Origin of the sequence: Fictibacillus sp. WQ 8-8, assembly GCF_024494405.1 — a bacterium.
GTDB classification, from domain to species: Bacteria; Bacillota; Bacilli; order Bacillales; family Fictibacillaceae; genus Fictibacillus_C; species Fictibacillus_C marinisediminis.
The window spans coordinates 100213-127076 of record NZ_JAMXKG010000002.1; the positions used below are offsets into that span (position 1 = coordinate 100213).

The 26864-nt window shown below is 46.0% G+C and carries 31 protein-coding genes; 3 read left to right on the plus strand and 28 right to left on the minus strand.

Features of this window, described 5'->3' with window-relative positions; genetic code table 11:
- Positions 1 to 70: 70 nt before the first annotated feature.
- From M1K46_RS04235 to M1K46_RS04290, 12 genes are all read right to left on the minus strand, one after another.
- On the minus strand, positions 71 to 304 hold the full coding sequence (locus M1K46_RS04235) for a DUF1146 family protein (protein ID WP_254781666.1): 234 nt from the start codon (positions 302 to 304) through the stop codon (positions 71 to 73).
- Between the two features lie 212 nt (positions 305 to 516).
- A complete protein-coding gene (gene nuoN / locus M1K46_RS04240; protein ID WP_256225080.1) occupies positions 517 to 2034 on the minus strand; it encodes an NADH-quinone oxidoreductase subunit NuoN in 1518 nt (505 codons plus the stop codon).
- Positions 2035 to 2038: 4 nt separating this feature from the next.
- Positions 2039 to 3544, minus strand: a complete 1506-nt coding sequence (locus M1K46_RS04245; RefSeq protein ID WP_256225081.1) for a complex I subunit 4 family protein — start codon at positions 3542 to 3544, stop codon at positions 2039 to 2041.
- Positions 3541 to 5409 (minus strand): NADH-quinone oxidoreductase subunit L, encoded by a 1869-nt coding sequence (nuoL, locus tag M1K46_RS04250; RefSeq protein WP_256225082.1) that lies wholly within the window; start codon positions 5407 to 5409, stop codon positions 3541 to 3543. The genes M1K46_RS04245 and nuoL overlap by 4 nt, the downstream gene beginning before the upstream one ends.
- A 16-nt stretch (positions 5410 to 5425) precedes the next feature.
- A complete protein-coding gene (gene nuoK, locus M1K46_RS04255; protein ID WP_053356491.1) occupies positions 5426 to 5740 on the minus strand; it encodes an NADH-quinone oxidoreductase subunit NuoK in 315 nt (104 codons plus the stop codon).
- The gene (locus M1K46_RS04260) at positions 5737 to 6249 is read right to left on the minus strand and encodes an NADH-quinone oxidoreductase subunit J (RefSeq protein WP_256225084.1); all 513 of its coding nucleotides are present in this window, start codon (positions 6247 to 6249) and stop codon (positions 5737 to 5739) included. The genes nuoK and M1K46_RS04260 overlap by 4 nt, the downstream gene beginning before the upstream one ends.
- Positions 6246 to 6665 (minus strand): NADH-quinone oxidoreductase subunit NuoI, encoded by a 420-nt coding sequence (gene nuoI, locus M1K46_RS04265; RefSeq protein ID WP_062238335.1) that lies wholly within the window; start codon positions 6663 to 6665, stop codon positions 6246 to 6248. Before nuoI ends, M1K46_RS04260 begins: the two co-directional genes overlap by 4 nt.
- A 71-nt stretch (positions 6666 to 6736) precedes the next feature.
- Positions 6737 to 7741 (minus strand): NADH-quinone oxidoreductase subunit NuoH, encoded by a 1005-nt coding sequence (nuoH, locus tag M1K46_RS04270; RefSeq protein WP_053356488.1) that lies wholly within the window; start codon positions 7739 to 7741, stop codon positions 6737 to 6739.
- The gene (locus tag M1K46_RS04275; protein ID WP_053356487.1) at positions 7741 to 8841 is read right to left on the minus strand and encodes an NADH-quinone oxidoreductase subunit D; all 1101 of its coding nucleotides are present in this window, start codon (positions 8839 to 8841) and stop codon (positions 7741 to 7743) included. The genes nuoH and M1K46_RS04275 overlap by 1 nt, the downstream gene beginning before the upstream one ends.
- 3 nt (positions 8842 to 8844) lie before the next feature.
- Positions 8845 to 9969 carry an NADH-quinone oxidoreductase subunit C gene (locus M1K46_RS04280; RefSeq protein ID WP_256225086.1) on the minus strand — a complete coding sequence of 375 codons (1125 nt, stop codon included), beginning with the start codon at positions 9967 to 9969 and terminating at the stop codon, positions 8845 to 8847.
- A gap of 3 nt (positions 9970 to 9972) precedes the next feature.
- The gene (locus M1K46_RS04285; RefSeq protein WP_053356485.1) at positions 9973 to 10485 is read right to left on the minus strand and encodes a NuoB/complex I 20 kDa subunit family protein; all 513 of its coding nucleotides are present in this window, start codon (positions 10483 to 10485) and stop codon (positions 9973 to 9975) included.
- On the minus strand, positions 10476 to 10850 hold the full coding sequence (locus tag M1K46_RS04290) for an NADH-quinone oxidoreductase subunit A (protein WP_053356484.1): 375 nt from the start codon (positions 10848 to 10850) through the stop codon (positions 10476 to 10478). Before M1K46_RS04290 ends, M1K46_RS04285 begins: the two co-directional genes overlap by 10 nt.
- Positions 10851 to 11009: 159 nt before the next feature.
- Between M1K46_RS04290 and M1K46_RS04295 the strand changes: the two genes are divergently transcribed.
- A complete protein-coding gene (locus tag M1K46_RS04295) occupies positions 11010 to 11432 on the plus strand; it encodes a DUF1722 domain-containing protein (protein WP_256225087.1) in 423 nt (140 codons plus the stop codon).
- A 43-nt stretch (positions 11433 to 11475) separates the two neighbouring features.
- Here M1K46_RS04295 and M1K46_RS04300 read toward each other — a convergent pair whose 3' ends face one another.
- The 14 genes from M1K46_RS04300 to M1K46_RS04365 form a co-directional block, all read right to left on the minus strand.
- Positions 11476 to 13140, minus strand: a complete 1665-nt coding sequence (locus M1K46_RS04300) for a glycerol-3-phosphate dehydrogenase/oxidase (RefSeq protein ID WP_053356482.1) — start codon at positions 13138 to 13140, stop codon at positions 11476 to 11478.
- Positions 13141 to 13638: 498 nt separating this feature from the next.
- Positions 13639 to 15132, minus strand: coding sequence for a glycerol kinase GlpK (gene glpK / locus M1K46_RS04305; protein ID WP_256225089.1), 1494 nt, complete (start codon positions 15130 to 15132; stop codon positions 13639 to 13641).
- A gap of 61 nt (positions 15133 to 15193) precedes the next feature.
- Positions 15194 to 16021 (minus strand): MIP/aquaporin family protein, encoded by an 828-nt coding sequence (locus tag M1K46_RS04310; RefSeq protein WP_256225090.1) that lies wholly within the window; start codon positions 16019 to 16021, stop codon positions 15194 to 15196.
- A 227-nt stretch (positions 16022 to 16248) separates the two neighbouring features.
- Positions 16249 to 16791 (minus strand): glycerol-3-phosphate responsive antiterminator, encoded by a 543-nt coding sequence (locus tag M1K46_RS04315; RefSeq protein WP_053356479.1) that lies wholly within the window; start codon positions 16789 to 16791, stop codon positions 16249 to 16251.
- Positions 16792 to 16977: 186 nt separating this feature from the next.
- Positions 16978 to 17382 (minus strand): F0F1 ATP synthase subunit epsilon, encoded by a 405-nt coding sequence (locus tag M1K46_RS04320; protein WP_256225091.1) that lies wholly within the window; start codon positions 17380 to 17382, stop codon positions 16978 to 16980.
- 22 nt (positions 17383 to 17404) lie between these two features.
- Positions 17405 to 18793, minus strand: a complete 1389-nt coding sequence (atpD, locus tag M1K46_RS04325) for a F0F1 ATP synthase subunit beta (protein WP_256225092.1) — start codon at positions 18791 to 18793, stop codon at positions 17405 to 17407.
- A gap of 63 nt (positions 18794 to 18856) precedes the next feature.
- The gene (atpG, locus tag M1K46_RS04330) at positions 18857 to 19720 is read right to left on the minus strand and encodes an ATP synthase F1 subunit gamma (RefSeq protein ID WP_156419071.1); all 864 of its coding nucleotides are present in this window, start codon (positions 19718 to 19720) and stop codon (positions 18857 to 18859) included.
- A gap of 210 nt (positions 19721 to 19930) precedes the next feature.
- Positions 19931 to 21430: a F0F1 ATP synthase subunit alpha gene (atpA, locus tag M1K46_RS04335; RefSeq protein ID WP_053356476.1), complete on the minus strand. Its 1500-nt coding sequence runs from the start codon at positions 21428 to 21430 to the stop codon at positions 19931 to 19933.
- Positions 21431 to 21449: 19 nt separating this feature from the next.
- Positions 21450 to 22001: a F0F1 ATP synthase subunit delta gene (locus M1K46_RS04340; protein WP_091009331.1), complete on the minus strand. Its 552-nt coding sequence runs from the start codon at positions 21999 to 22001 to the stop codon at positions 21450 to 21452.
- Positions 21998 to 22543: a F0F1 ATP synthase subunit B gene (gene atpF / locus M1K46_RS04345; RefSeq protein ID WP_062238493.1), complete on the minus strand. Its 546-nt coding sequence runs from the start codon at positions 22541 to 22543 to the stop codon at positions 21998 to 22000. Before atpF ends, M1K46_RS04340 begins: the two co-directional genes overlap by 4 nt.
- Before the next feature lie 75 nt (positions 22544 to 22618).
- Positions 22619 to 22831: a F0F1 ATP synthase subunit C gene (gene atpE / locus M1K46_RS04350; protein ID WP_061973519.1), complete on the minus strand. Its 213-nt coding sequence runs from the start codon at positions 22829 to 22831 to the stop codon at positions 22619 to 22621.
- An 82-nt stretch (positions 22832 to 22913) separates the two neighbouring features.
- Entirely contained in the window at positions 22914 to 23624 is a 711-nt protein-coding gene (atpB, locus tag M1K46_RS04355) for a F0F1 ATP synthase subunit A (protein ID WP_062238317.1), read from the minus strand.
- Between the two features lie 6 nt (positions 23625 to 23630).
- The gene (locus M1K46_RS04360) at positions 23631 to 24014 is read right to left on the minus strand and encodes an ATP synthase subunit I (RefSeq protein WP_062238316.1); all 384 of its coding nucleotides are present in this window, start codon (positions 24012 to 24014) and stop codon (positions 23631 to 23633) included.
- Entirely contained in the window at positions 24011 to 24235 is a 225-nt protein-coding gene (locus M1K46_RS04365) for an AtpZ/AtpI family protein (RefSeq protein ID WP_248254407.1), read from the minus strand. The genes M1K46_RS04360 and M1K46_RS04365 overlap by 4 nt, the downstream gene beginning before the upstream one ends.
- Positions 24236 to 24555: 320 nt before the next feature.
- Between M1K46_RS04365 and M1K46_RS04370 the strand changes: the two genes are divergently transcribed.
- On the plus strand, positions 24556 to 24960 hold the full coding sequence (locus M1K46_RS04370) for a DUF3889 domain-containing protein (RefSeq protein WP_062238314.1): 405 nt from the start codon (positions 24556 to 24558) through the stop codon (positions 24958 to 24960).
- A 456-nt stretch (positions 24961 to 25416) separates the two neighbouring features.
- Here M1K46_RS04370 and upp read toward each other — a convergent pair whose 3' ends face one another.
- The gene (upp, locus tag M1K46_RS04375; RefSeq protein WP_053356468.1) at positions 25417 to 26046 is read right to left on the minus strand and encodes a uracil phosphoribosyltransferase; all 630 of its coding nucleotides are present in this window, start codon (positions 26044 to 26046) and stop codon (positions 25417 to 25419) included.
- Between the two features lie 142 nt (positions 26047 to 26188).
- On the opposite strand from upp, the gene M1K46_RS04380 reads away from it, so the two are divergent.
- Positions 26189 to 26434, plus strand: a complete 246-nt coding sequence (locus M1K46_RS04380; RefSeq protein WP_256225097.1) for a hypothetical protein — start codon at positions 26189 to 26191, stop codon at positions 26432 to 26434.
- Positions 26435 to 26462: 28 nt separating this feature from the next.
- On the opposite strand, the gene M1K46_RS04385 is transcribed toward M1K46_RS04380, so the two are convergent.
- Positions 26463 to 26864 carry a disulfide oxidoreductase gene (locus M1K46_RS04385; RefSeq protein WP_062238312.1) on the minus strand — a complete coding sequence of 134 codons (402 nt, stop codon included), beginning with the start codon at positions 26862 to 26864 and terminating at the stop codon, positions 26463 to 26465.

The following is a 26864-nucleotide window of genomic DNA, read 5'->3' on the forward strand; positions in this document are numbered from 1 at the left end:
TTTACTTTGTTCAACAGTGAACAATCTTTTGCTGCATTGTGAGCTGAGACGGTTAGTAGGTATGTGTTAATTAAAATAAATATTTAAGCTGTGTGGAATAATTCAAATACATGAGAAAGAAGCTGCTTACGAGGCTGGCAACAGCGATCGTTACTAAGACGAATAAAACGCGTGCTTGGATCACCTTGCCCTTTTTGATGTACGAGTCAAATTTTATTGCCTGCATGGCCCACCATGTGATGACGAGAAAAAGCAGGTGAACGAGGATATGAAGCAGCGCTTGCTGCCCGGCTTGTTCAAACAACTGGGTTCCTCCTTGCCACAAGGCCTTATCGGCCAAGTGCTTACTAAACACCATCATGATAACATACACCAATAGAAAGTAGCATAAACTGAATTTTACCATAAAGGAACAGACAAAAGGCCTATTTTCAATCATGTTCCCAATTTTGACATATCTTTAAAATCCAAGGGATTTCCCAAATAAAAAAGGAATCTGCATCGCGGCAGATTCCCTTATTTTTGTCCTAATGTCTGGAAAAAATCTGTGAGATGAAATTCATTATAAAAGAAATGGAGGGCGGTTCCCGGGAAGATACCGAAGAATACGGTTGCCGCTGCACATAAAGCCGTTACAAACAGGAGGCCCTTCTTATGCTGGATAGCCCGCTCTTCCTGCCCTGAACGAAAAAACATCTGGCCAATAATGTTGAAATAATAGAAGTAAGAGACAACCGTGGCGGCCATTAGAATCCCTGCCAATATGTAATGTCCAGGGTTGGTTCCAAGGGCATTCATAAAGATTCCGAATTTCCCCGCAAAGCCTGCTGTAGCCGGAATGCCCGCCAATGACAGAATAAAGATGGTCATGGCGACAGCAAGCCAGGGAGAACGCTTATATAAGCCGGCAAAGCCCGATATATCATTCGTCCCGCTGGCTGCTGTTACTTCCTGAATGACAGCAAAAGCACCAATATTCATAAACAGATAGGCAAGAAGATAAAACCATGTTGTTTCAAACAGCAAAGCCGAGACGGAAACGAACGGAACGAGAATATAGCCAGCCTGCGCAACCGACGAATAGGCGAAAAGCCGTTTAATGTTCCGCTGCCGGAGGGCGATCATATTGCCGGCAATCATGGTTGCTCCAGCGAGAACAGCGAGATACGGCTGAACTTGAAGAAGCAGCGGATCTCCTTTAATGCCGGGCGCTGAACTAAAGCACAAGAGAAAAAACCTCAGGATGATGGCAAATCCGGCTGTTTTCGAGACCACGCTTAAAAAGGCGGTAACAGGAAGCGGTGAGCCTTGATACACATCGGGTGCCCACATATGAAAAGGAGCAGAGGCGATTTTGAAAGTTAACCCTGCAAATGTGATAAAAAAAGCAAATACGAGTAAAAACTGATTCTGAAGGATGCTCGTATCTCTCAATGCTGCACCTACTGCATACAGGTTTGTTTCCCCAGTCAACCCAAATACATAGCTCATCCCAAACATTGTGATGGCTGTTGAAATCCCGCCTGTTACTACATATTTAAAAGCAGCCTCATTCGACTCCAACTTTCTTTTTCTCATACCTGCCATAACATAGGAGGAAAGAGAAAGGAGCTCCAGGCCTATAAACAGGGTGATCATGTCCCCGCTCGAAGCCATAAACATGGCCCCAAGGAGAGCAGTGAGCAGCAGATAGTAGAATTCCCCACGGTACTCTTCTTCTTCACCCATCCGGTAGTCATAAGCTAAAACTAAAATCAGCCCTGTTCCCAGAAGCAGGATCAGCTTAAACGCCTTCGAGAAGGAGTCAAGCCGGTACATATCATGAAAAAGTGATGCTCCTTCATGTCCAAATTGCAGATATAAAAAAATGAAAGCCGCTGCTATTCCTGCAATGGCCAATATCCCGAGAGGACGGCGGCTTTGCGTTCGTGGCATAAACAAGTCCAGCAAAGACAGGATAATAGCTGTTCCCAAGATGGCAAATTCAGGCGCCATGATTCCCCAGTTCATTGAAGTTAACGTGTGAAGATCCATCTGGCTACCCCCTTAAGCCTAACAAGATTGTGTCTAAAACCGTGCGTAATGATTCACTCAGCATTCCTGGATAGATTCCAATAAAGAGCACTAAAGCCAAAAGAACAAAAGCCGGCACCCTCTCTCGGAGCGTCAAGTCATAAAAGCCGCTATGAGCGTCCTTTGGGGGCCCGAAGGTTACAGAAAGAACAGCCCGCAAAATATAAACCGCAGTTAATACGATACCGAGAGCCCCCACTGCAGCGATAACCGGCATGACCTTGAAGAGTCCGAGAAAGGCCAGAAACTCACTGATAAATCCGGACATGCCAGGAAGTCCCAGCGACGCAAGCCCTCCGGCAAGCAGGATGCCTGCAGTGACCGGCATGGCGCCTGCAAGACCACTGTAGACCTTAAGGTGTGAAGAACCAGTCCGTTCATACAGCACCCCGATCAAGAAGAACAGCAGGGCAGAGATCAATCCGTGGGAAATTAGCTGAAAGACCGCTCCCTTTACTCCTGCTTCATTCAGTGCCGAAAAGCCGATCAATACGATCCCCATGTGGGAGACGGAAGAATAGGCCAGTACTTTTTTCAAATCCGTCTGTACGATGGCAAGAAAGGCACCATACAGAAGGTTGATGACACCCAATACTGCTATCCATACTGCCATCCGTTTGAATTCAGACGGGAAAAATCCGATACCGAACGTGAAGAGCCCGTATGCTCCGATCTTTAAAAGAATTCCGGAGTGGATCATAACAACGGAAGGCGGTGCCTGTACGTGCACACGCAGCATCCACGTGTGAAGAGGAACAATCGGCAGTTTGATTCCAAAAGCCACAAACAGAGCAATCAGGATGGACATACGGAACGTGCCTCCGAGAGCAGGATCGGTATGTCCGCCGAGTGTTTTCGCCAGTTCTCCATAGTTTAGCGTTCCTGTTCTCATAAAGAGTGCAACGAATACAATGAGCAGAATGGCAGAACCGATTCCGTTATAGATCAAGAAACTGTAAGCAGCCTTTTCCCTGTCTGCATAACCCCAGCGGCCGATCAGGAAAAACATCGGGATAAGCGTCAACTCAAAGAAAATAAAAAAGAGAAAGAGATTTTGAGAAGCGAATACCCCCAGCATACCGAGCTCTAATATCAAAAAGAAGATGAAATAGCTTTTCCAGTCCTTCTTGATCGTCCAGGAACCGAGAGCGGCCAGTACAGAAATAACAGCGGTTAGCAGCAGGAGAACAAGAGACAGACCGTTGACGCCTACTTCATAGTCGATAGCAAAAGATGAGCCTGCTCCAACCTGATCCATTTTATAAGAGATCCAGTTACCTTGTTCAGCAAGCTGGATCCCTGAAGCTGAGCGATCAAAGGTAACTGCAGCAATGATGGCAAGAAGCAGGGGCAGCAGCGTGCCCAACAGGCCTGCAAGTTTTAAGGCCTTTTCATTTTTGGATGGCATTACACTCAAAGCAGCAATACCGGCCAGCGGGGAAAACAATAGGATGGATATCAGATGGCTCATGAAAAATACCCCCCTGCAACAGCAAAGAATAATAGGATGATAACGAGTCCCGCAACAGCGACGGCACCAAATCTCTGAACCTGGCCATCGTGCATGGAGGAACCTCTTTTACCGAGCCATTGAACGAGGCCTGCCGTTCCGTTCACAGCTGTTTCAACGAGATACCGGTCAACATAGCTCCAAAAATAACTGAACAGCGTTGTGCCTTTAACGACTGTAGCATCATAAGCTTCATCCACGTAATACTTGCGGTAAATAAGCGTGCTGAGAGACGGAAGAGAACGAGACAGCCAGTTTCTTGACAGTGTTTTTTTACCGTACATAAGGTAGGCCAGAAAGATTCCCGCCAAGGATACGATCGTGGCAAGGATCGGAATCCATACCGGTCCATGTTCTCCTTCTGCAGCAATGCGGACAGGGCCGTGGCTTAAATAATGAGCTAAAAACGTACCAAACCAGGGGGTATTTAAATAGCCTGCCACGACAGCCAGAAAACCTAGAACCAGCATGGGAAAAAGCATGGATACATCGGATTCTTTCACCTTTTCATGCGCTTGGCCTGAATTCCCTGCGAACACCATAAAAAACAGGCGGAACATATAAAAAGCGGTAAAAAAAGCAGCGAGGAGAGCGAGGATAAACAATCCGTAGCGGCCGTCCCCGTAAGTGGCCATTAAAATTTCATCTTTACTGAAGAAACCGGATAAGAGCGGAAATCCGGAAATGGACAGTGCTCCTATTAAAAATAAAGGAGCCGTAAATTTCAGCTTCCTCCAAAGGCCGCCCATCTCTTCAATATTTTGAGTATGTACGGCATGAATAACACTGCCTGCGGCCAGAAACAGCAGTGCTTTAAAGAAAGCATGTGTCATCAGATGGAAAATCCCTGCTGTATAGCCGCCTGAGCCAAGGGCTAGCATCATGTAGCCAAGCTGGCTCACGGTGGAATACGCCAGCACCCGTTTGATATCTTTCTGCATCAGGCCGACGGATGCGGCGAATATTGCAGTAATTCCGCCGACAACGGCTACAGTTGTCATGGCTGCGGACGATGCTTCAAAGAGCGGGTACATGGAAGCCACAAGATAAACACCTGCTGCGACCATCGTTGCCGCATGGATAAGGGCGGAGACCGGCGTCGGGCCCTCCATAGCATCTGGGAGCCACGTATGAAGCGGGAGCTGCCCGGATTTCCCCACGGCACCCACAAAGATCAGAATGGCCGTCAGTGTTATCATTTCTGAGGAAATATGGTGACTGGCAGCTGCTTTGAAGATTTCATCGTATTCAAAGCTCCCCGTCTGCCAGTATAAAAGAATAATCCCGATGAAGAGCCCAACGTCCCCGATACGCGTCATGATGAAGGCCTTCTTCGCAGCCGCCTTGGCTTCGGGTTTAAAATAATAGTATCCGATGAGGAGAAACGATCCTAAGCCGACCAGCTCCCAGAAGATATACACCTGAAGCAGGTTAGGAGACAAGACGAGCCCCAGCATCGCAAACGTAAACAAACCAAGATAGGCATAAAAGACAGGAAAACGGCCATCCCCATGCATATAGCTCTTCGAATACACATGCACGAGAAAGCTTACAAGCGTTACGATGACGAGCATCAACGCATTCAGCGGATTGATTTCATATCCCATCGTTACAGCATGTTTGCCGATATACAGCCATACTCCTTCTGCCTTGTATGACTCCCCTCCCCATTGGCTGGCCATGACAATCACTGCCAGGATCAATGAGATGAAGGTGCATCCAATACCGGCGTAGGCAGAAGCTTCTTTTAGTTTTTTTCCAAAAAGTAAAAGAAGGATGAAGGATAGCAGCGGTAACAGTGGTATCAGCCAGGCATTCTGCATCATCTTTTCCAACCCCTTTTTAGCGCTTCATAATATCCATTTCATCCACATTGACGGTCTTGCGGTTTCGGTATAGTGCCATAAGAATGGCGAGCCCAACCGCCGCTTCAGCAGCCGCAACGGTGATGGTAAAGAGAGAGAAGATCTGTCCGGTCAGGCCGGGCTTCGCTCCGTATTTCGCAAATGCAACAAGGTTAATATTCACTGCGTTCAGCATCAGTTCGATGGAAATAAGAACAATAACAGCGTTTCTTTTTGTCAGCGCTCCAAACAGCCCGATGCAAAACAGGATGAGGGCCAGTACGAGATAAACAGACAAAGGAATGCTGCTCATTTTTTAGCCTCCTCTTCTCCGTCCCTTTTTGCCAGCACGATCGCCCCGATTAATGCCACCAATAGAAGGACAGAAGTCAGCTCAAACGGAATGATGTATTTCGAGTAAAGTTCTACACCAATTTTTTTCGTATTTTCAATGTGAAGGCCAACAGCCGGTGCCCCCAGGCTCAGGCGGTTGATTCCAAAAAACATGATCAGGAAAAAGACAGCAACCCCTGCTCCTGACAATAGAACGGTCAATTTCGGCATTTTTGTTTCCGTGTCCTTTTCGTGGCGTGTCAGCATGATTCCGAACAGCATGATGATTGTGATGGCGCCCGAGTAGATAAGTACCTGAACAGCAGCCACAAACTCAGCAGACAGCGTGATGTAGATTCCTGCTATAGCAAGGAATGTAAAGACAAGCGCAACGACCATATGAACGACATTCGACAGGTTGATCATCAGCACCCCGCCCCCAATGGCCGTTAAGGCAAGGACAAAAAAAGCAATCATCTCTCCCGTCATGCTTTATTCTCCTTCCTCACATTGTTGTCGTTCTCATCGAGCCAAGCCAGATCCTTAAACAGTTCATCACGGCTGTACTCCGCCAGTTCGAAATTGCTGGTCATGACGATCGCTTCTGTCGGGCAGACCTCTGTACACAGGTCACATAGAATACAGATTTCAAAATTAATGTCGTACGTGTCAATGATCTTTCCCTTTTTCCCCGGATCGGGATGGGGCTTTCCTGTCAGCTGAATGCAGTCTGTCGGGCAGATGTTCGCACACTGGTTGCAGACAATGCACTTTTCAGGGTAGAATTTCTGGATTCCGCGAAAACGGTCAGGCATCTGAAGGGGAACGTCCGGATATTGGGTCGTAACATTCTGCTTCGTCAAATTGCTGAGCGTATATTTCAAGCCTTTCGCAAGACCTTTCACCTCACACCACTCCTTTTTTGCAGTCTAGTAAACTCGCATTGCGGGCAAGAGCGAAAACAAGTCCGCTGCACTTATCTTAAAAATATTTCTTTTACGACGGCACTGACAAAAATGTTGAGTAAAGCGACCGGCAAAAGAACCTTCCAGGCAAACTCCATGAGCTGATCAGCCCTTAAGCGCGGCATTGTTCCCCGGATCCAGATCATAAAGAAGACGATCAGGCTGAACTTCAAAGCAAACCAGATGATGCCCGGAATGAAGCCTAAAAACGGAATGGGTTTCCATCCGCCAAGGAACAGCACAGTCGTTAGTGACGCCATTGCAAATAGATACACATATTCCGTAAGCATGAAGAAGGCCCAGCGAAATCCTGAATACTCTACGTGATAGCCGGCAACCAGTTCGGATTCTGCTTCCGGCAAGTCAAACGGTGTACGGTTCAGCTCCGCTATAGAGGAAATCAAAAATACAATAAAGCCAAGCGGCGATAAAAAAATATAAGCTACTTTTTCCTGGCCTTCTACAATGTCTGTCAGGTTAAGGCTTCCGCTGAATAAGATGACACCGATCACAGATATGACTAGCGGAATCTCATACGATATCATCTGTGCCGCAGATCTCATCCCCCCAAGGAGCGAGTATTTATTGTTGGAAGCCCAGCCGGCCATCAAGATCCCAACCGTAGTAATACCTGATATTGCTATGTAATACAATAGGCCGATGCTAAGGTCGGAAAACTTCAGATGATCAGAAAAAGGGATGGCCGCTAACACCATGAAAGCTGGAGCAAAAGCGAGAACCGGCGCCAAAATAAAAAGCGGTTTATCGGCCAGCTTTGGAATGGTGTCTTCCTTGAGCAATAGCTTCAGTACGTCGGCAACGGTCTGCAGAAGGCCAAAGCGTCCACCGACCCGGTTCGGCCCTGGACGGAGCTGCATGAATCCGAGCACTTTTCGTTCCGCCAATATGGCATACGTTACAAATCCGAGAACAATAACCAGCAGGCAGGCTCCTAAACCAAAAAAGACAGCCGCGTGGATCCAGCCTGGAGGCGAGGATAACAAATGATTGATCATCAGCCGTCCACCTCCCCTAAGACAATGTCGATTCCGCCGAGTATGGTAATCAGGTTTGAGATGTTTTCACCGACAAGAAGTTTGGGCAAGATCTGCAGATTGTAAAAGGAAGGTCTTCTGAATTTTAAACGGTAAGGCTCCTTTTTCCCCTCCGAAGCGATGTAGCAGCCGATCTCCCCGCGCGGCGACTCAATCCGAACGAAGGCTTCTCCTTTTGGCGGCTTGATGATCTTCGGCACCTTCGCCATGATCTCTCCGTTTTCAGGAAACTGTTCCACCGCCTGCTCGACGATCTTTAAGGATTCTTCGATTTCCGCCATCCGGCACTGATAGCGGGCCCAGGCATCTCCGCTGTCGTATGCGGGGACATCAAACGTGAACCGGTCATAGATGGAGTAAGGTTCGTCTTTTCTCAAATCCCAGCTGATCCCCGTACAGCGCAGGTTGGCGCCGCTTAACGAGTAATCAAGAGCCTCCTCCTTCGTATAAAAACCAACGCCTTTTACACGATTCAAAAAGATTTCATTTCCGGTTACAAGATCGTGATATCCTGAAAGCTGCTCCCGCATGTAAGGAACAAACTCTCTAATCTTCTGGATCCAGCCTTCTGGAGCATCCCACTTCACTCCTCCGATCCTCATATAATTGAAAGTCAGGCGTGCCCCTGATATTTCGTTTAACATTCCGATAATGGCTTCTCTCTCCCTGAAGGCATAGAGAAACGGGCTCATTGCTCCTATATCCAGGAGGTACGTTCCAAACCAGACTAAATGGCTCGCGATCCGTCCAAGCTCCATCACGAGAATACGGAGATATTCCGCCCGTTCAGGAATTTCAATGTTCATCATCGTTTCAACTGCATGGCAGATGACATAATTGTTCGTCATTGCAGCAAGATAATCCATACGGTCTGTGTACGGAATGATCTGTGTGTATTGAAGGTTTTCAGCGAGCTTTTCAGTCCCGCGATGCAGATATCCAATGACCGGCTGGGCTTCGATAATGGTTTCTCCGTCAATTTTCAGCACGATCCGGAACACCCCATGTGTACTCGGATGCTGAGGACCGACATTCAGCAGCATTTCTTCGGTGCGGATCACCGGCTACACCTCCACATCATACGGTTCATAATCTTTGCGGAGCGGATGGCCCACCCAATCGTCAGGCATCATAATCCTCGTTAAGTTTGGATGCCCGGTAAAGGTGATTCCCAGCAGGTCGAAGGCTTCTCTTTCCGGCCAGTCTGCCCCCGCCCAAAGAGGAGCTAATGAGTCAATGACTGCTTCTTCTCTATTGATTCTTACTTTCAATGCAACTGGACTGCGATGTGTGTAGGAATAAAAATGATTGTAGACCTCTAGGTGAGTTTCAAAATCTGTGGCGTGAAGTTCTGACAAATAATCAAAACGAAGTTCATCGTGGTGTTTAAGAAGTTCGGCAATTTTAAAATATGTATCCGGTTTGGCAACAAGGGTCGGAGCATCCTTGGAAAGCGGATTGATGTAGCTGTCTTCAAGCACATCTTCCCCCAATGTCTTCTTGATCACGCTGACATAACGGTCAAGAAGCGGTTGTAACGGAGATGGCTTTTGTTCTTCAGCTGGCACCTCTGTCTTGGCTGTGGCAGCTTTGGCTCTTGCAGCGGCGGCAGCGGCGGCTTTCGCTTTAGCAGCAGCAATAGCCTTTGCTTTTTCGTCGGAAGGATGGGATGAGTCTGCTGCTCCCTCTCTGGCTGCTCTCGCTTTGGCAGCAGCGGCTGCTTTGGCCTTTACGGCTGCAGCGGCTTTTGCTTTAGCAGCTGCCTTTGCTTTTTCGTCGTCCGCTGGATTAGATGAGTCTGCTGTTCCATCTCTTGCTGCTCTTGCTTTGGCGGCTGCGGCAGCTTTGGCCTTTGCGGCTGCAGCGGCTTTTGCTTTAGCAGCTGCCTTTGCTTTTTCATCAGCCAAAGGATCCTCCGGAGTGCTTGATGTTTCTTCTTTTTGTCTTAAAGCTTTTTGCTTTGCTAGTTCAGCAGCTTTCGCTTTAGCTTCTGCGACAGCTTTTTTCTTTTGTTCCTCAATGCTTAGTTCCTGGGCGGGACCACCGCTCTCCTCTTTTTTCTCGAGAGCTCTTTGTCTGGCAAGCTCCAGGGCTTTCGCTTTTGCTTCAGCAGCTGCCTGTTTTTTTAGTTCTTCCTTCGATAACGGCTCGCTGGATTCAGGGGATTTTCCATCATTTTCGTTTGGCATGTCTTACATCACCTTCTTCCCAGTCTTCGCTTCGTAACGGATCTTCTCCTGCAATTTATTGATTCCATAAATGAGTGCTGCAGGATTTGGCGGACATCCGGGAATATAAACATCAACGGGAACGATCTGATCCACTCCCTTAACGACGGCATAAGACTTGATATAGGGTCCACCGGCTGTTGCGCAGGAACCCATGGCAATGACCCATTTGGGCTCAGGCATTTGTTCGTACAGCCGTTTAAGGACTGGAGCCATCTTTTTCGTCACCGTCCCGGATACGATCATGACATCGGATTGCCGTGGCGAGGTCCGAAATATACTGCCAAAACGGTCAAGGTCATAGTGGGATGACCCGGTTCCCATCATTTCGATGGCACAGCAGGCAAGGCCGAATGTAAGCGGCCAGAGCGAATTGCTCCTTGCCCACGCTTTAATCTGTTCTAAAGTGGTTAAAAAGATATTGCGTTCAAGCTCTGCTTTTTCTTCAGGTGAAATATCCGACAGCTTCAGATCCATTTCAGCACCTTCTTCTTCCAAGCGTATAAGAGGCCAAGAGCGAGCATTACAATAAATATCCCCATCTCAATGAGGGCAAAGGCCCCAAGATGGTCATAGGCGACAGCCCATGGATATAAAAACACAGTTTCAACATCAAAGATGACAAACATGAGGGCGAACAAATAGTATCTTACGTTAAATTGGATCCAGCTTTGATGAAAGGGTTCAATTCCGCTCTCATATGTGGTCGATTTCTCTTTAGTCGGTTTATATGGGCGGAGCAGGCGTCCTGCCGTTAATGCCCCGACCGGCAAAAGAATTCCCAATGCGAGAAAGACGGTTACAACAAGGTAATTGTTTTGGTAAACATGTGTTAAATCCATCCATTACCTCCCTAATCATCAGAATTTTTTAAACATTATGTAATCGTATTCATTATAGCAAATTCCAAAATTTGTGTCGACATTCGGGGGGAGGAGCTGCGGGCTCATTACTATACTCCTATTATATGAGCTTGTTCGGGGGATAGAAGGAGGGTGTTTATGAGTGTCAGGAAGGAAGCCGAACTGGAGTGGACGAAACAGAAATATGACGTGATGGCAAAAGGCTACCAATATTACACCAAGGTTAGAGACCGGTTTCTCGAGGCAAAAGGGGAAGAAGATTATACTGCAATTCTCGATGAATTGGGAGGGATGGAGAAGCTTCCGTATTCCAGGAAGGCTTTTCTGAATACAGCCGAGCACGTTTGGGGCTATTTTAAAAAAGCAGCGATACAGGATGAAAAGCAGCAATTCTTTGAACTGCTTGAGAATTGCAGTTCACTGCCGGATGAATTCTTGCTTTCTCGGTCTGAATCGGCAAAGCTATTGAGCTATATTAAACAAACCTTGCTTGTTTCTTATCCTAACCCTTATTTAGAGCAATCCACGTTATTGAAAAAGGTGCCAGGCACCGCTCTTTGACATATGTCAAAAGAGGGTGCCTGGCACCTAAGATATAAAGTAGTTAGATCGCTTCTGTGCTGTAGCTCATTTGGCGTTCGAGTTCTTCAGTGTGCTGCTGAGTTTGTTCTGGTGTCCAGTTTAAGTGTTTCGCCATCAAGGCAATTCCTTTTTCTTTCCATTGGCGTACGTAAGCAATGTCAAAGTACATCGCGCTTGTACGGCGGATAAAGTAGTCAGCTGGTGTTGTTGCCATCTCTTCGTCCATAGCGTAGATCAATGTTGCATAGACTTGGATCGGCAGTTTATTAAGATCGGCTTCTTTCTGGCCGTCCCGGATGATTTCAAACAGACGGTCCACGTTGGAACCGTATTTTTTCACAAGCTGTTCTGCATCGTCCTTGCTTAATCCAAGGTTGAGGCCCTCAGAAACTTTTTGACGGATATATTCAGGGTAGTGGCTGCTTCCGCCTACGTTACCGCCAGATAATACAAGGTGTTTCGTATTGCTGGTGTCGTACTTGATTCCCACTTCTTTCTCAAGCTGGCCAGCAACGATGTCCGCCACTTTTTCCGCCATTTTACGATATCCGGTTAATTTACCGCCGGCAATCGTAATCAATCCTGAAGGCGAGAAGAACACTTCGTCTTTTCTGGAAATCTCAGAAGGATCTTTTCCATCTTCATGAATCAATGGACGCAATCCGGCCCAGGAAGATTCAATGTCTTTTTCTGTGATCTTCACATCAGGGAACATGAAATTGATCGCTTTTACTACATAATCAACATCATCATGTGTAATTCTTGGGTTCTTCAAATCACCTTTGTAATCGGTGTCTGTTGTACCGACATACGCTTTTCCTTCACGCGGAATCGCAAACACCATTCTTCCGTCCGGTGTGTCAAAATAAACCGCTTGGCGGAGCGGGAAACGTTCCCCATCGATTACAAGGTGGATCCCTTTTGTATGGTGAATTCTTTTTCCTTTTTTGGACTTATCAATATCGCGCAGTTCATCAACCCAAGGTCCGGCTGCGTTAACAATTTTCTTGGCAAAGATTTCATGCACTTTTCCAGAAAGTGTGTCTTCCGCTTTTACACCAAGAAGTTTGCCGTCCTTATCGTAGATAAAGTCTATCACTTTAATATAATTGACAGCCTTGCCTCCGCGATAGACCGCTTCTTTCATAATTTCAAGAGTTAGACGAGCATCATCTGTTTTATATTCCACATAATAACCGCCGCCTAGAATGTCTTTCTTTTTCAATAATGGCTCACGGTTCAATGTTTCTTCTTTGCTTAGCATGGATCGGCGTTCTTTTCGTTTTACACCTGCCAAAAAGTCATAAACCTTAAGACCGATGGAAGTAGAAAATTTGCCGAATGTCCCTTTTTTGTACATTGGAAGAAGCATCCACTCCGGTGTCGTTACATGGGGTGCATTCTCATAAACGATTGCACGCTCTTTACCTACTTCTGCAACCAGGCCGACTTCGAACTGTTTTAAGTAGCGAAGTCCGCCATGGACAAGCTTAGTAGAACGGCTGGATGTACCTCCTGCGAAGTCCTGCATTTCCAAAACGCCTGCTTTCATCCCTCGAGTCGTGGCATCAAGAAGAATTCCTGCTCCTGTCACTCCGCCCCCGATCACTAATAAATCCAGGGAAGCAGTTTTTATATCCTCTATATATTGTTCTCTTTTATTGCTTGAAAATTGATTATTATCCATATCACGCCGCTCCTTCTTTTATCCCTCAATGTTATTCTTTTCCTAAAACACTCAAATTAAAGCGTATATTTTTGTCCAGAGAACAAAAAAGAGACCACAATACCCCTGAACCTATCTCAGGGTATTGTGGTCTCTCCGTAGCTCCGACCGTTATTAACTTAGTGCTATCATAACAAGTTATGATGAAGTTTGCAAATGGTGCGCTCGAATTTTTATTTAAGGATCTTTTCTAAAAGATTGTTGCTTTGGGGAACATTTTTGTAAAGTTCCTTCTTTGACAAGTTGATTGGAGTGCAAGGTGCGAGACTCCTCGAAAATGAATTTCACATTTTCTTCGTGCGATATAACGCTGCCGAAGCCTTCCTTGTCCTGCGGGAGCAGCGGGACAGGTGAGACCCGCAGGCGCCTGCGCCGAGAAAGTAGGCGCTGGCGCCGGTAAGGCTCACCGCACGCCCCGTGGAAAGCGAGCATCCTGAAACGGAAATCAACCACTCCCAATTATTTAAAAACTCGTGCTGCTTCAACGGCTTTTTTCCAGCCTTTGTATAGATCTTCGCGTTCTTTTTCTTCCATGGCGTTGTCAAAATCTTTTTCTACTTTCCATTTATCTGCAATGGCTTCACGGCCGCTCCAGAATCCTGTAGCAAGGCCCGCGAGATAAGCCGCGCCTAAAGCCGTAGTTTCATTGATTTCCGGACGCTCCACCGGAACTCCAAGAATATCGGACTGGAATTGCATGAGGAAGTTGTTTTTCACCGCGCCGCCGTCCACGCGAAGCTTTTTCAGTTCAATGCCAGAATCAGCTTCCATGGCTGTCAAAACATCACGAGTCTGGTAAGCAAGGGACTCCAGCGTAGCACGCACAAAGTGTTCTTTTTTCGTTCCTCGCGTCAAGCCGAACACAGCTCCTCGTGCTTCACTGTCCCAATATGGCGTTCCGAGCCCAACGAAAGCCGGTACAACATACACTCCATCAGATGACGTAACACGCTCTGCAAGTTCTTCACTTTCAGGAGAAGTACGGATTAGCTGCAGGCCGTCTCGAAGCCATTGAACTGCTGAACCCGCTACAAAAATACTGCCTTCAAGCGCGTACTGTACTTTTCCGTCAATTCCCCAAGCAAGTGTAGTTAATAGCCCATGCTCAGATCTGACGGCCTTTTCTCCAGTATTCATGAGCATAAAGCAGCCGGTGCCGTACGTATTCTTCGCCATGCCTGTTTCAAAGCACGCTTGGCCGAAAAGTGCAGCCTGCTGGTCGCCGGCAATCCCTGCAATTGGAATGCTTTCACCGAAGAAGTGATAATCGATCGTTTGGCCGTAGACTTCTGAAGATGATTTTACTTCAGGAAGCATGGATGCCGGAACGTCAAGGATATCAAGCAGTTCTTCATCCCATTTCAAATCGTAGATGTTATACATCAAGGTTCTTGAAGCGTTCGAGTAATCGGTAACGTGTGCTTGTCCGCCAGTCATTTTCCACAATAACCACGTATCAATCGTTCCGAAAAGAAGGTCGCCCTTTTCTGCCTTTTCGCGTGCACCTTCCACGTTATCCAAGATCCATTTTACTTTTGTACCTGAAAAATACGCATCGATCAGCAGGCCTGTCTTGTCTCTGAATAGATCGTTGTGTCCCTGCGCCTTTAGTTCTTCACAGATATCTGCCGTCTGTCTTGATTGCCAAACAATCGCATTGTAAACAGGCTTCCCGGTATTTTTGTCCCATACTACAGCTGTTTCACGCTGATTTGTAATTCCGATCGCCGCTATTTCTTTTGGAGAAGTGTTCGTTCCTTCCAGTACCTGGGCAACAACAGCAAGTATGCTTCCCCAGATCTCCTGGGCGTTATGTTCAACCCAGCCCGGCTTGGGGAAATGCTGTGTGAATTCTTTTTGTGCAACAGATACAACTTCGCCTTCTTTGTTAAAAAGAATTGCGCGTGAACTTGTTGTTCCTTGATCCAGTGCTAAAACATATTTCTTATCCATAGAAATAGCTCTCCTTTACAAATGAACTGGTTTTTATGCATTCTAATGTGTTTTTTGTGTGTTAGTTCTTTATTCTCTCACCGTGTCTGAGCCCTTGTGTACCGCTCTTGCCGGCAAGATGAGCCGCTGCAAATATCAATGCCGATAATACGGTCCAGCTCCAAAAGAAAGCGGTTACCTTGCCTTCAAACAATGCTTGATAAAGAAGTGCGCCAAATACTCCGCCTAAAATCGGGCCGACAACAGGAATCCAGGCATACTTCCAGTTAGATCCTCCCTTGCCGCTGATCGGCAAAAAGAAATGTGCCAGTCTCGGCCCAAGGTCACGTGCCGGGTTAATCGCATATCCGGTAGGTCCTCCGAGAGATAATCCAATCGCTACAATCAGGAAACCGACGATCAAAGGATTTAATCCTTCTGTAAATTTATTCGCTCCAATAGACAAAAGTCCTACCAGTAAAACAGCTGTTCCAATAAACTCACTTAAAAGATTCGATAATGTATGTGGAATTGCAGGGTCCGTAGAAAAAACGCCAAGTTTCACAGCTGGATTCTCTGTCTGTTCCCAGTGAGGCAGAAATTGAAAATAAACAATAATTCCGCCCAGGAAACCACCAAGCATCTGTGCAGCAATATACCCTGGAACCTGTGACCAGCTAAAGTCTCCAATTGCAGCCAATCCTAACGTAACCGCTGGATTTAAATGTGCACCGCTGAACTTACCGACAGCGTATACAGCCATCGATACAGCAAGACCCCAGCCAAGACCCACAACAATCCACCCTCCGCCTTCTGCCTTGGATTTCTTTAAGCTAACATTGGCAACAACGCCGCCACCAAAAATAATTAAGATCATTGTTCCGATAATTTCTCCGAGTATCGGTGACATCCTTCTACACTCCTTTCCAAATTAGACAAGAGAATGGAAAATTTCTCTTAGCCTGCCCCATTAATGACATTTGGTGAAAAAAAAGACCAGCAAAAATATCCCTTAAGTTATTGTAAGGGCTTCTGCTGATCTCCGATTCTCCATCAAATTATTAACTTGTCTAATATTTAATCATAGCTTGAAAACGCTGTCAATGGGTAAGGATATGGAAAATTCATGCATCACCTTTACCAGAGTTCCTTATCGGAAGTGGTCACCGCCACTGCCCCTCCTTGAATCGCCAGATCGATCTCTTCTTTTGTCCGGATCAATCCGCCTGCAAACACAGGAATACCCGTTTTTTCATGAACTTCTTTGATGATGTTCGGCATCAATCCAGGCAAGACCTCGATAAAATCAGGCTGTGTCTTCCCGATAATTTTATAGCTTGTTTCCAGTGCGATGGAATCAAGCAAAAATAACCGCTGTATGGCGGTTACACCTTTCTTTTTTGCCGTCGCAATGACATTTGACCGTGTTGAAATGATGCCAGCCGGCTTGATTTCCTGGCAGATAAATTCCGCAGCATATTCATCTGCTTTTAAACCATTGATCAAATCCGCATGGACAAATAGCTTTTTATTGGCCTGGCCGGCAATTTTCACCATACTTTTCAACTGAGCAATGTGGCTGTCAAGAATGACGATGTATGTATACTCGCTGTTCAGTAACTGCTCAAGTTCCTTCCATTTGCGAACAGCCGGTAATATAGTTTGGTTTCTAAAGCTCATTTGTTTTTCCTCCAACATGCGGGTTTCCCTTATTATATACTTTTTCGTAAAAAAAAAGAAAAAGACTTGGTAAGTCGCCCGGAAACTTCACGATGCTGCCAGAATTCTTCCTATAGTCACCCGAAATATCCCTTCTTGTGCAAAAAAAGCCTCCCTGGCCAAAGCCAGGGAGGCTTCTTACTTTATTTATCTGCGGCTCGCGATTTCAATACGGTTGACCGCACGCCGAAGAGCAAGCTCTGCTCTTTTATGGTCGATATCGTCTTGATTTGTTGCTGCCAGACGGCGCTCAGCACGCTCTTTAGCCGCTTGAGCACGTTCCATCTCAATCTCGCTTGCTAGTTCTGCAGATTGAGCAAGAACCGTTACTTTTTCAGGCCGGACTTCGATAAATCCACCGCTAACGGCCACATAAAGTGTTTTTCCATCCTGGTGCACACGAACTGCACTGATGGTTAAAGGAGCAACCAACGGAATATGTCCAGGCAAGACACCAAGCTCTCCGCTTTTTGCTTTTGCACTGACCATTTCTGCCGTTCCTTCAAACACGGGACCATCAGGGGTGACTACACTTACTTCTAAAGTTTTCATTTCGTCTTACCCCCTTATAGGTTTAGACCATTGTCTTTGCTTTTTCAATAACATCTTCAATAGAACCTACAAGACGGAATGCATCTTCCGGAAGGTCGTCGTGCTTGCCTTCAAGGATCTCTTTGAATCCTTTGATGGTTTCTTTAACAGGAACATAAGATCCTTTTTGTCCGGTAAACTGCTCAGCAACGTGGAAGTTTTGAGATAAGAAGAATTGGATACGGCGTGCACGCTGTACAATCAATTTATCTTCTTCAGATAACTCGTCCATACCAAGGATCGCGATAATATCCTGTAATTCTTTATAGCGCTGCAATGTTTGCTGAACTTGGCGTGCTACATTGTAGTGTTCTTCTCCAACAACTTCAGGAGTAAGCCCGCGTGAAGTAGAGGCCAATGGATCTACCGCAGGGTAGATACCCATGGCAGTCAATTTACGCTCAAGGTTAGTTGTTGCATCCAAGTGGGCAAACGCGGTTGCCGGAGCCGGGTCAGTATAGTCATCCGCAGGTACGTAGATCGCCTGGATGGATGTTACGGAACCTTTTTTCGTGGATGTAATACGCTCTTGCAATTGGCCCATTTCTGTTGCAAGTGTAGGCTGGTAACCTACCGCTGATGGCATACGGCCAAGAAGGGCAGATACTTCAGAACCTGCTTGCGTGAAACGGAAAATGTTGTCAACGAAGAACAGTACGTCCTGGCCTTCTTCGTCACGGAAATATTCAGCCATAGTCAACCCGGAAAGTGCTACACGCGCACGTGCTCCAGGAGGCTCATTCATCTGGCCGAATACCATTGCTGTTTTCTTGATAACACCAGAATCGGTCATTTCGTGGAAAAGGTCATTTCCTTCACGAGTACGTTCACCAACACCAGCAAATACGGAAAGACCGCCATGCTCTTGAGCGATGTTGTTGATCAATTCCTGGATAAGTACGGTTTTACCTACACCCGCACCTCCGAAAAGACCGATCTTACCACCCTTAACATAAGGGGCGATAAGGTCAACGACTTTAATACCAGTTTCAAGGATTTCAGTGCGTGTTGTAAGGTTTTCGAAAGTAGGTGCTCCGCGGTGAATCGGATCACGGCGAACATCAGCAGGAACCGGTTCCCCAAGGTCGATGTGGTCACCAAGCACGTTAAATACGCGGCCAAGTGTCGCACTTCCTACAGGTACGGAGATCGGCTTGCCTGTATCATTGATTGCCATTCCACGTACAAGACCGTCAGTAGAATCCATCGCGATGGTACGGACAGTGTTGTCACCAAGGTGAAGGGCTACTTCTAGAGTTAATTGAACGCCTTCAGCGTCAACAGTTAATGCATTCAAAAGTTCCGGAAGACTGTCATTGAATTTAACGTCAACAACAGGTCCGAGAATCTGAGTTATATAACCTTTATTCATCGTTTCCCCTCCTAACTTCTGGCACTGGTTTGTGCCGGCATGCCTGAATGAGGCATAAAAAATCTATTCGAGTGCCGCAACCCCGCCGACAATCTCGGTAATTTCCTGAGTGATGGCTGCCTGACGTTCACGGTTATACGTAAGCGTAAACTGGCCGATCAATTCGTTTGCATTGTCAGTTGCATTTCTCATCGCTGTCATACGAGAAGCATGCTCTGCTGCTTTAGCGTCCAATAACGCTCCGTAGATCAAGCTTTCAGCATACTGTGGAAGCAAGACTTCAAGAATTTCTTCTTCAGAAGGCTCGTACTCGTAGGAAGCAGTTGATGTGCTCGCTCCATCAAAGTCAGTCAGCGGAAGGACTTTCTTTTCCGTTAGTTCTGACTGGATGGCACTGACGAAATGATTATAGTACATGTAAAGCTCGTCGAATGTTTCGTTAGCATACAGATTGACTGCTTTGCTCGCGATCGCTTTAATGTCTGCAAAAGATGGCTGGTCAGCCAGACCGGTAATGCTGTCCAAGACCGGCATGCTGCGGCTCTTAAAGAAGTTAAGGCCTACCTTACCCACAACGATGATCGCATATTCATCAGGAGACTGATGGCGCTCTTTAATCGTACGGAAAACGTGACGAAGAACGTTGGAGTTATAGGCACCTGCCAAACCGCGGTCTGCTGTGATGACAAAATATCCCGTCTTTTTCACAGGGCGGCTCAAAAGCATAGGATGGCGTGCACTCTTGCTTCCTGAAGCAATGCTGGAAACGACCTCCTGGATTTTATCCATATAAGGAACAAATCGTTTGGCGTTTTGCTCAGCACGGTTCAAGGCAGCAGCGGATACCATCTCCATTGCTTTTGTAATCTGCATTGTCTTTTTTGTTGCATCGATTCTAGCTTTAATATCTCGTAATGCCACTCGTATTCACCACCTTTTATTTAAGCTGGTTGCAGGATGCATGGGTGCATCCTGCGCAGTTATCTATTGAAAAACATATCGTTACTGTTAGCACTGGATCTAGCTTCAGTGCTCAGGCCCTCGAGGTCGCTTCACTCTCACTCCTCAACACAAAAAGCGTGTTGCTGTGTGAGAGTTCCAGCGCTTGTCGGGCCTAAGCGAGCACTTCAGCTTTTCTTATGCAAATACTTTTTTAAACGCTTTGATCGCGTTGTCCAGATCGTCGCCTTCTGGAAGTTTTCCAGTCGTTTTGATTTGGTCAAGAACGTCTTTAGTGTTTGTTTCCATGTATGCATGAAGCTCTTCTTCAAAGCGAGTTACATCCTCAACAGCTACATCGTCAAGATATCCTCTTGTTAATGCAAAAAGGCTGGCAACTTGAAGTTCTACGCGAAGCGGTTTGTGAAGTCCTTGTTTAAGTACTTCTACTGTACGCGCACCACGGTTAAGTTTCGCTTGAGTCGCTTTGTCCAGATCCGAACCGAACTGAGCAAATGCTTCAAGCTCACGGAAAGATGCAAGGTCAAGACGAAGGGTACCGGATACTTTGCTCATCGCTTTAATTTGAGCTGATCCCCCTACACGGGATACAGAGATACCTGCGTTAATTGCCGGACGTACACCAGAGAAGAACAGGTCAGACTGCAAGAAGATCTGTCCGTCTGTAATGGAGATAACGTTTGTCGGGATATAAGCAGATACGTCACTCGCTTGTGTTTCGATGAAAGGAAGTGCGGTAATAGAACCTCCGCCTAATTCATCGTTTAATTTCGCAGCACGCTCTAAAAGGCGTGAGTGAAGGTAGAAAACATCCCCTGGATAAGCCTCGCGGCCTGGAGGACGGCGAAGAAGCAAGGAAAGCTCACGGTATGCTGCTGCCTGTTTTGAAAGGTCATCATAAACGATCAATACGTGTTTTCCGTCCCACATGAACTCTTCAGCCATGGATACACCGGCATACGGCGCCAAGAAAAGAAGAGGTGCAGGCTGGGAAGCACCAGCAGAAACAACGATCGTGTAATCGAGAGCACCATGTTCGCGAAGAGTTTCAACAACACCAGCAACGGTGGACTCTTTTTGTCCGATCGCAACATAGATACAAATCATGTCCTGATCTTTTTGGTTGATGATCGTATCGATGGCTACAGCTGTTTTACCAGTTTGGCGGTCACCGATGATCAGCTCACGCTGTCCGCGTCCGATTGGAACGAGGGCATCGATCGCTTTGATTCCTGTTTGAAGCGGCTCATGTACAGACTTACGAGCCATTACTCCAGGAGCTTTTTGCTCGATCGGGCGTGTTTTCACTGTTTCTACCGGCCCTTTACCATCAATAGGAAGGCCAAGCGGGTTAACAACACGTCCTAAAAGCTCCGGTCCTACAGGAACTTCCATGATGCGTCCTGTACGTTTAACCTCGTCTCCTTCACGGATCTCCTGGTAAGGCCCAAGGATGATGATACCGACGTTGTTTTCTTCAAGGTTCTGGGCCATACCCATAACACCGTTAGAAAATTCAACAAGCTCACCAGCCATAACATTATCCAATCCATGCGCACGGGCAATACCGTCACCGACTTGAATAACTGTACCGACATCGTTAACTTCGATTTCAGACTGATAGTTTTCAATCTGTTTTTTTATTAAAGCACTGATTTCTTCAGCTTTAATGCTCATGAATTTCACCCCTATCTTTTTAGCCTTGCGTAGCGGCTAATTGACGTTCAATACGCTCTAGTTTCCCGCGGACACTTCCGTCAAAAATACGGTTGCCGATGCGGATTCTTACGCCCCCCACGAGGCTTTGGTCAATAATATTTTCAATGCGCAGCCGCTGCTTGCCTACTCGTTTCGCGAACGTTTCCTCAAGCTGGCGTTTTTCATCTGCAGATAACAAGCGGACAGAGTAAACAGTTGCATCAGCAATGCCGCGCGATTCATTTGCTAATCCAATGAATTGGCTGGCCATCTCAGTGATCAAACCTTGGCGGTTGCGGTCGATGAGCAAGAAAACTGTGTTCAGGACCGGTGCTGAAATGTCCGTGCCAATGCTGTCTTTTACGATTTGTTTTTTCTGCTGTACAGAAATTTTCGGGTGGTTTAAAATCTTTTGGATATCATGGTTTTGTTCCATGATGCTTTTTACGAGGCGAAGCTCAGCTTCTGCCTTATCAAGATTCTCTTGCCCTACTACTTCAAAAAGCGCTGATGCGTAACGTTTTGCAATTACAGTAAGATCTTTGCTCATCTAGCTTCGCCTGCCTCTTGAAGATAATCCTGGATTAACTTCTCCTGGCTGCGCTCATCTAGTTCTTTCGCAATGACTTTAGAAGCAATCATAACGGATAGAGAAGCGACTTCATTACGGAGAGTAGCCACAGCTTTTTCTCTTTCACTGGCAATGTCAGCAAGTGCTTCTTCTTTCACACGGTTGGCTTCGCCGCGGGCAGCCTGAATGATGGCTTCTCCTTGGACTTCACCTTGTTTTTTCGAATTTTCAATGATAGCTCTTGCTTCCTCACGCGCTTGTTTTAATTCTTGAATTTGTGCAGCGAGATGCTGTTCCGCTTCTTTGCGGTTTGTTTCTGCTGCTTCGATTTCATTTGTTATATAAGATTGACGCTCTTTCATGATGCCCATTAACGGACCCCATGCATACTTGCGTAACAAGAGCATTAAGATTATGAATGCTAGTAACTGGAAGAGAATATCTCCGCCGTTAACACCACCGGTTGCAGCACCTAAAATTAAGGATTGCACGGTATTTCCTCCCTTCAATAGGTCATACATAAGGAATGGCGAAGAAAAGTTCCAGTTTTGAAACATGCTTCGCCATTATTGAGATCTTTTTAAATCTTGCTGTTATTACTTCCCAAGAACGATAAATGCAATAACAACACCGATGATAGGAAGTGCTTCAACTAACGCAACCCCGATAAACATTGTTGTTTGAAGCGTACCGCGTAGTTCTGGTTGACGAGCAACCCCCTCAACTGTACGTCCTACGATAAGACCGTTACCAATACCTGCACCTAGTGCTGCTAGACCGATTGCAATTGCTGCTGCAATAAGATTCATTTTTGTATTACTCCCTTCTATTCCCCTGTAAATTTTATTTTTTTGTTCCCGGCTATTTGGCCGGAAACGGAAATTATATTAATTAATGGTCATCAGCCACTTTATGGGCTAAATAAACCATTGTTAACATGGTAAAGATAAATGCCTGGATAGCACCTACGAATACCGAGAACCCTTGCCATACAATCAATGGGAAGATTCCCAGAATACCAGCAAAGATACCTTGGTGTGAGAGACCCACGAGAAGGCCGAGAAGAATTTCACCGGCATAGATGTTACCGTAAAGCCGAAGACCCAGCGTAAGTGTGTTTGCGAATTCTTCAATCAGCTTTAATGGGAAGAAAAGCTTGAATGGTTTGAAGAACTCTGAACCATATGCTTTAGCACCCTTTAACTTCACTCCATAATAATGGCTTAAAACCACTACCATAACAGCGAGTGTCAATGTGATCGTCGGGTCTGCTGTCGGGGACTTCCACCATAATTCATGTCCGAAAGCTACTGCAAACGGCAGTCCCAGCATATTGGAGACAAAAATGTACATGAGCAGCGTGAGTCCTAACGTTAGAAAGCGTCCGCCGGTATGCCAGTCCATTGTGCTATTAATGATTCCTTTTACAAAGTCCACTACCCATTCGAGGAAGTTTTGCATTCCGCCCGGTCTCATGGACAAGGCACGGGTAGCCAGTACAGCAATCAGGAAAACAATAAGTGATGAAACTGTAATCATCAATACGTTAGACAGGTTAAATTGCAAACCCATAAACGTATGTATCGGAGCTTCGTGTTCCACCTGTGTTCACCTCTTTTCCTTTGGAGTACGTATGGTTTTAGTTAGTGAATCTATTAACATGATAATATAGACCGTCATCAATCCAATTACCACACTTAACAAATTGAAGAATTGCGGGAATCTAATGGCAATTAGCGCCGCGAGACCTCCCATGAGAAGTCTTGATAATGAGCCCATTGTCCTGACTTTCTGCTGGTTAATGACTGCTTGTCCGAGCCGCTCGATACTGGAGTACATACTCCAGAGATTAAATAGACTGAACAGGGTGCCGAATGATAAACCGAGGAAGATGGATTTGCAGGACGTTACTCCGTATCCGAGGACAAAAAAAGAGAGCATAAAGAGTGTATACTTTATGTATCTTCTGTAGGTCATGGTGTACTCGGTCATTTGCGTTCTTCTCCTGATTGGTTGGATAATAAACGGATCATGCCATAAACGCCGGCTCCAAGCCCTAGAAACAAGCCAATGATGAGGAACAAAGGACTTGTTCCCGTGAAGCGATCCAGCCACATACCGCCGAAAAGTCCAAGCAATATACCTCCAACTAGTGTTGACAATATACCTGACATTAATGCCATTGCTTTATAAGGCCGTTTCCCGGTGCTCATCGCATGGACTCCTTCCGAAATATAAGCAAGAGTTCAAAATATTAGGAAACGCGCTAGTCTCCTAGTATGAAAACCTTACCATATTCCCTTTGTAAGGATACAATAGCGGTACCTCGGTGTCAACGCAATTAGGGGTTAAATATCGTATAAATTGTGGAAAATCTGTCACAATTCCTATATGTTTATTCAAATGCTCTATAATATTGCTTTTCCTTAGGAAAATCGCGGGATATTACACAATATTAAATGTTCATTTATGTATAAAATTCAGGTTTTTGCAGACACTTTTGAGTGATATCGAATCACGAGGAGGCTATCACTTGAAACTTACTAAAACAGGATTTTTATTTGCTTTCTTTTTGATGATTTTAGGGGCATGCATGAACAATGCAAACGACCGGAAAAATAATGTGGAACCCCATCAGACCGGTTACTACGAAGACCAGAACCGGAACAACAGGGTCAACATATCAACCGAGCCCATGCGGCAGGATTACGCAAAGTGGGGGAAAATCGCTCTTGAACGGACAAAAGAGAAGTATCCGAACAGCGCGATCAGCGACTATCAGTACGATACTCGCCGCGTCAATGCTGACGGAACCGTCATTGATTTCTTTGACTTCATCGTAACCGAGAACAATGTTGAAAAAGACATTAAAGTAAAAGTTCTCCATAACCCGGACAACGGAAAGCTTATTTCCGTAGCGTTTGAGGAGATTAGTTGATTGGATTTTAGTAAGGAACGCTCCGTTTCTGTTCATTCCGGGATGCCCGGGGTGAGCGGAGGGGCGTTTTTAATTTTTGCGGGCAAGTTGATGGATTTATTAGGGGATTTTCTTTAAAAAGCAGGCAAAAGGAGTTTAGTTGCTGTATTTTTAGCTCGAATTGCATGAAGGAGCTCTATAAGGGGGGAGAAATCCAGCTTCAAAAAGAAAATCAGTCAAAATAGAGGAAAGCTAGGGTGACCTGGATTTTTATTATCGAATTCCTGATTTTATTATCGAAAATCTTTTATTATTATTGAAAACGTTGATATATTATCGAAACGTCCACATTTTTTATCGAACCGTTTATCCACGACACATTTCGACGCGATTCGCTACATTTATTCCCCCTTCCATCATTTCGCCCACAAAAAAAAGAAGCATCGGAGATTTCCGCCGGTGCTTCTTCAACTTCGCTTATTTTGTTCCGAAAAGACGATCCCCTGCATCACCAAGACCAGGAACGATATAGCCGTGGTCATTGAGTTTCTCATCAAGGGCTGCCAAATAGATGTCCACTTCAGGATGGTCTTTGTGGATCAATTCGATTCCTTCAGGAGCAGCAACGAGACACATCAACTTAATGTTTTTCGCACCGCGGTTCTTCAGGGAAGTAATAGCTGCAGCGGCTGAACCGCCAGTTGCCAGCATCGGATCGATCACAATAAAGTCGCGCTCTTCCACATCGGATGGAAGCTTAACGTAGTATTCAACTGGCAAAAGTGTTTCCGGGTCGCGATATAGACCTACATGCCCAACTTTCGCTGCTGGAATCAATTTTAAGATGCCATCTACCATTCCAAGACCAGCACGGAGAATCGGTACAAGCCCCAGCTTTTTCCCGGCAATTACTTTCATTTGCGCTTCAGCTACAGGAGTTTGAATGGTTACCTCCTCAAGCGGAAGATCCCGCGTGATTTCAAAAGCCATCAATCCCGCTACTTCATCCACAAGCTCACGAAATTCCTTTGTTCCTGTTTCAACGTCACGAATATGTGTTAATTTATGCTGTATCAATGGATGATCCAGAACAAAAACATTACCCATCCTGCTACCTCTCCTTTTTCACAACGGGCTTGTCCACCCGAACTTTTTCTTTGCACATAACCTCTTCCGCATTTTACAGAAAAAAAGGAGCCACTTCAAGGATTAAAAAGCTTCCAATTCGAAAAACATGAGGCTGTCCAATATGGCTATAACACTGAAAGGTGCTGTCTATCTGGAAGTAGTTGATCTCCGTTCCAGGCTGATCGCTTTCCGCGGGGCGTGCGCTGAACCCCTCGGCGCAAGCGCCTGCGGGTTTCACCTGTCACGCGCGTTCCGCTGGAGTCTCACACCTTACACTCCAATCAACTTGTCAATGGAGATTGTTTTGCAAGTAATGACTCCACAATCAAAATTTTTTAAAAGGAGCTGCCAGAAGGTCAGTTTATGACTTTCTGGCAGCTCCTGCGGCAAGACGGTTATCCTTTTCTGCTCAATATGATCATGCTCACTGTAATGATCACAAAGGCTGTGAAGGCGAGCATCGGGATCGTAATAAAGCCCAGCCAGTTGATATAATCCTGCGAACAAGGCACACCTGATGTGCATACTTCAAATTCCTGCAATGCCGGAATCTTTTGCAGCGCGATGTGATAGCCTGACACAAATATACCTAAAACAGAGAGAGGCAGCACATAACGGGCAATTCTGCTGTCCTGATGGTAGAAAGCCACACCTAGAAATACGGCGAGCGGGTACATCAGGATCCTCTGGTACCAGCAAAATGTACACGGAACGTAATGCATGACCTCACTGAAGTAAAGTGAGCCGATGACCGCGATGATGGCCGTCAGCCAGCTCAGCAACAAAGGCTTGTTCAT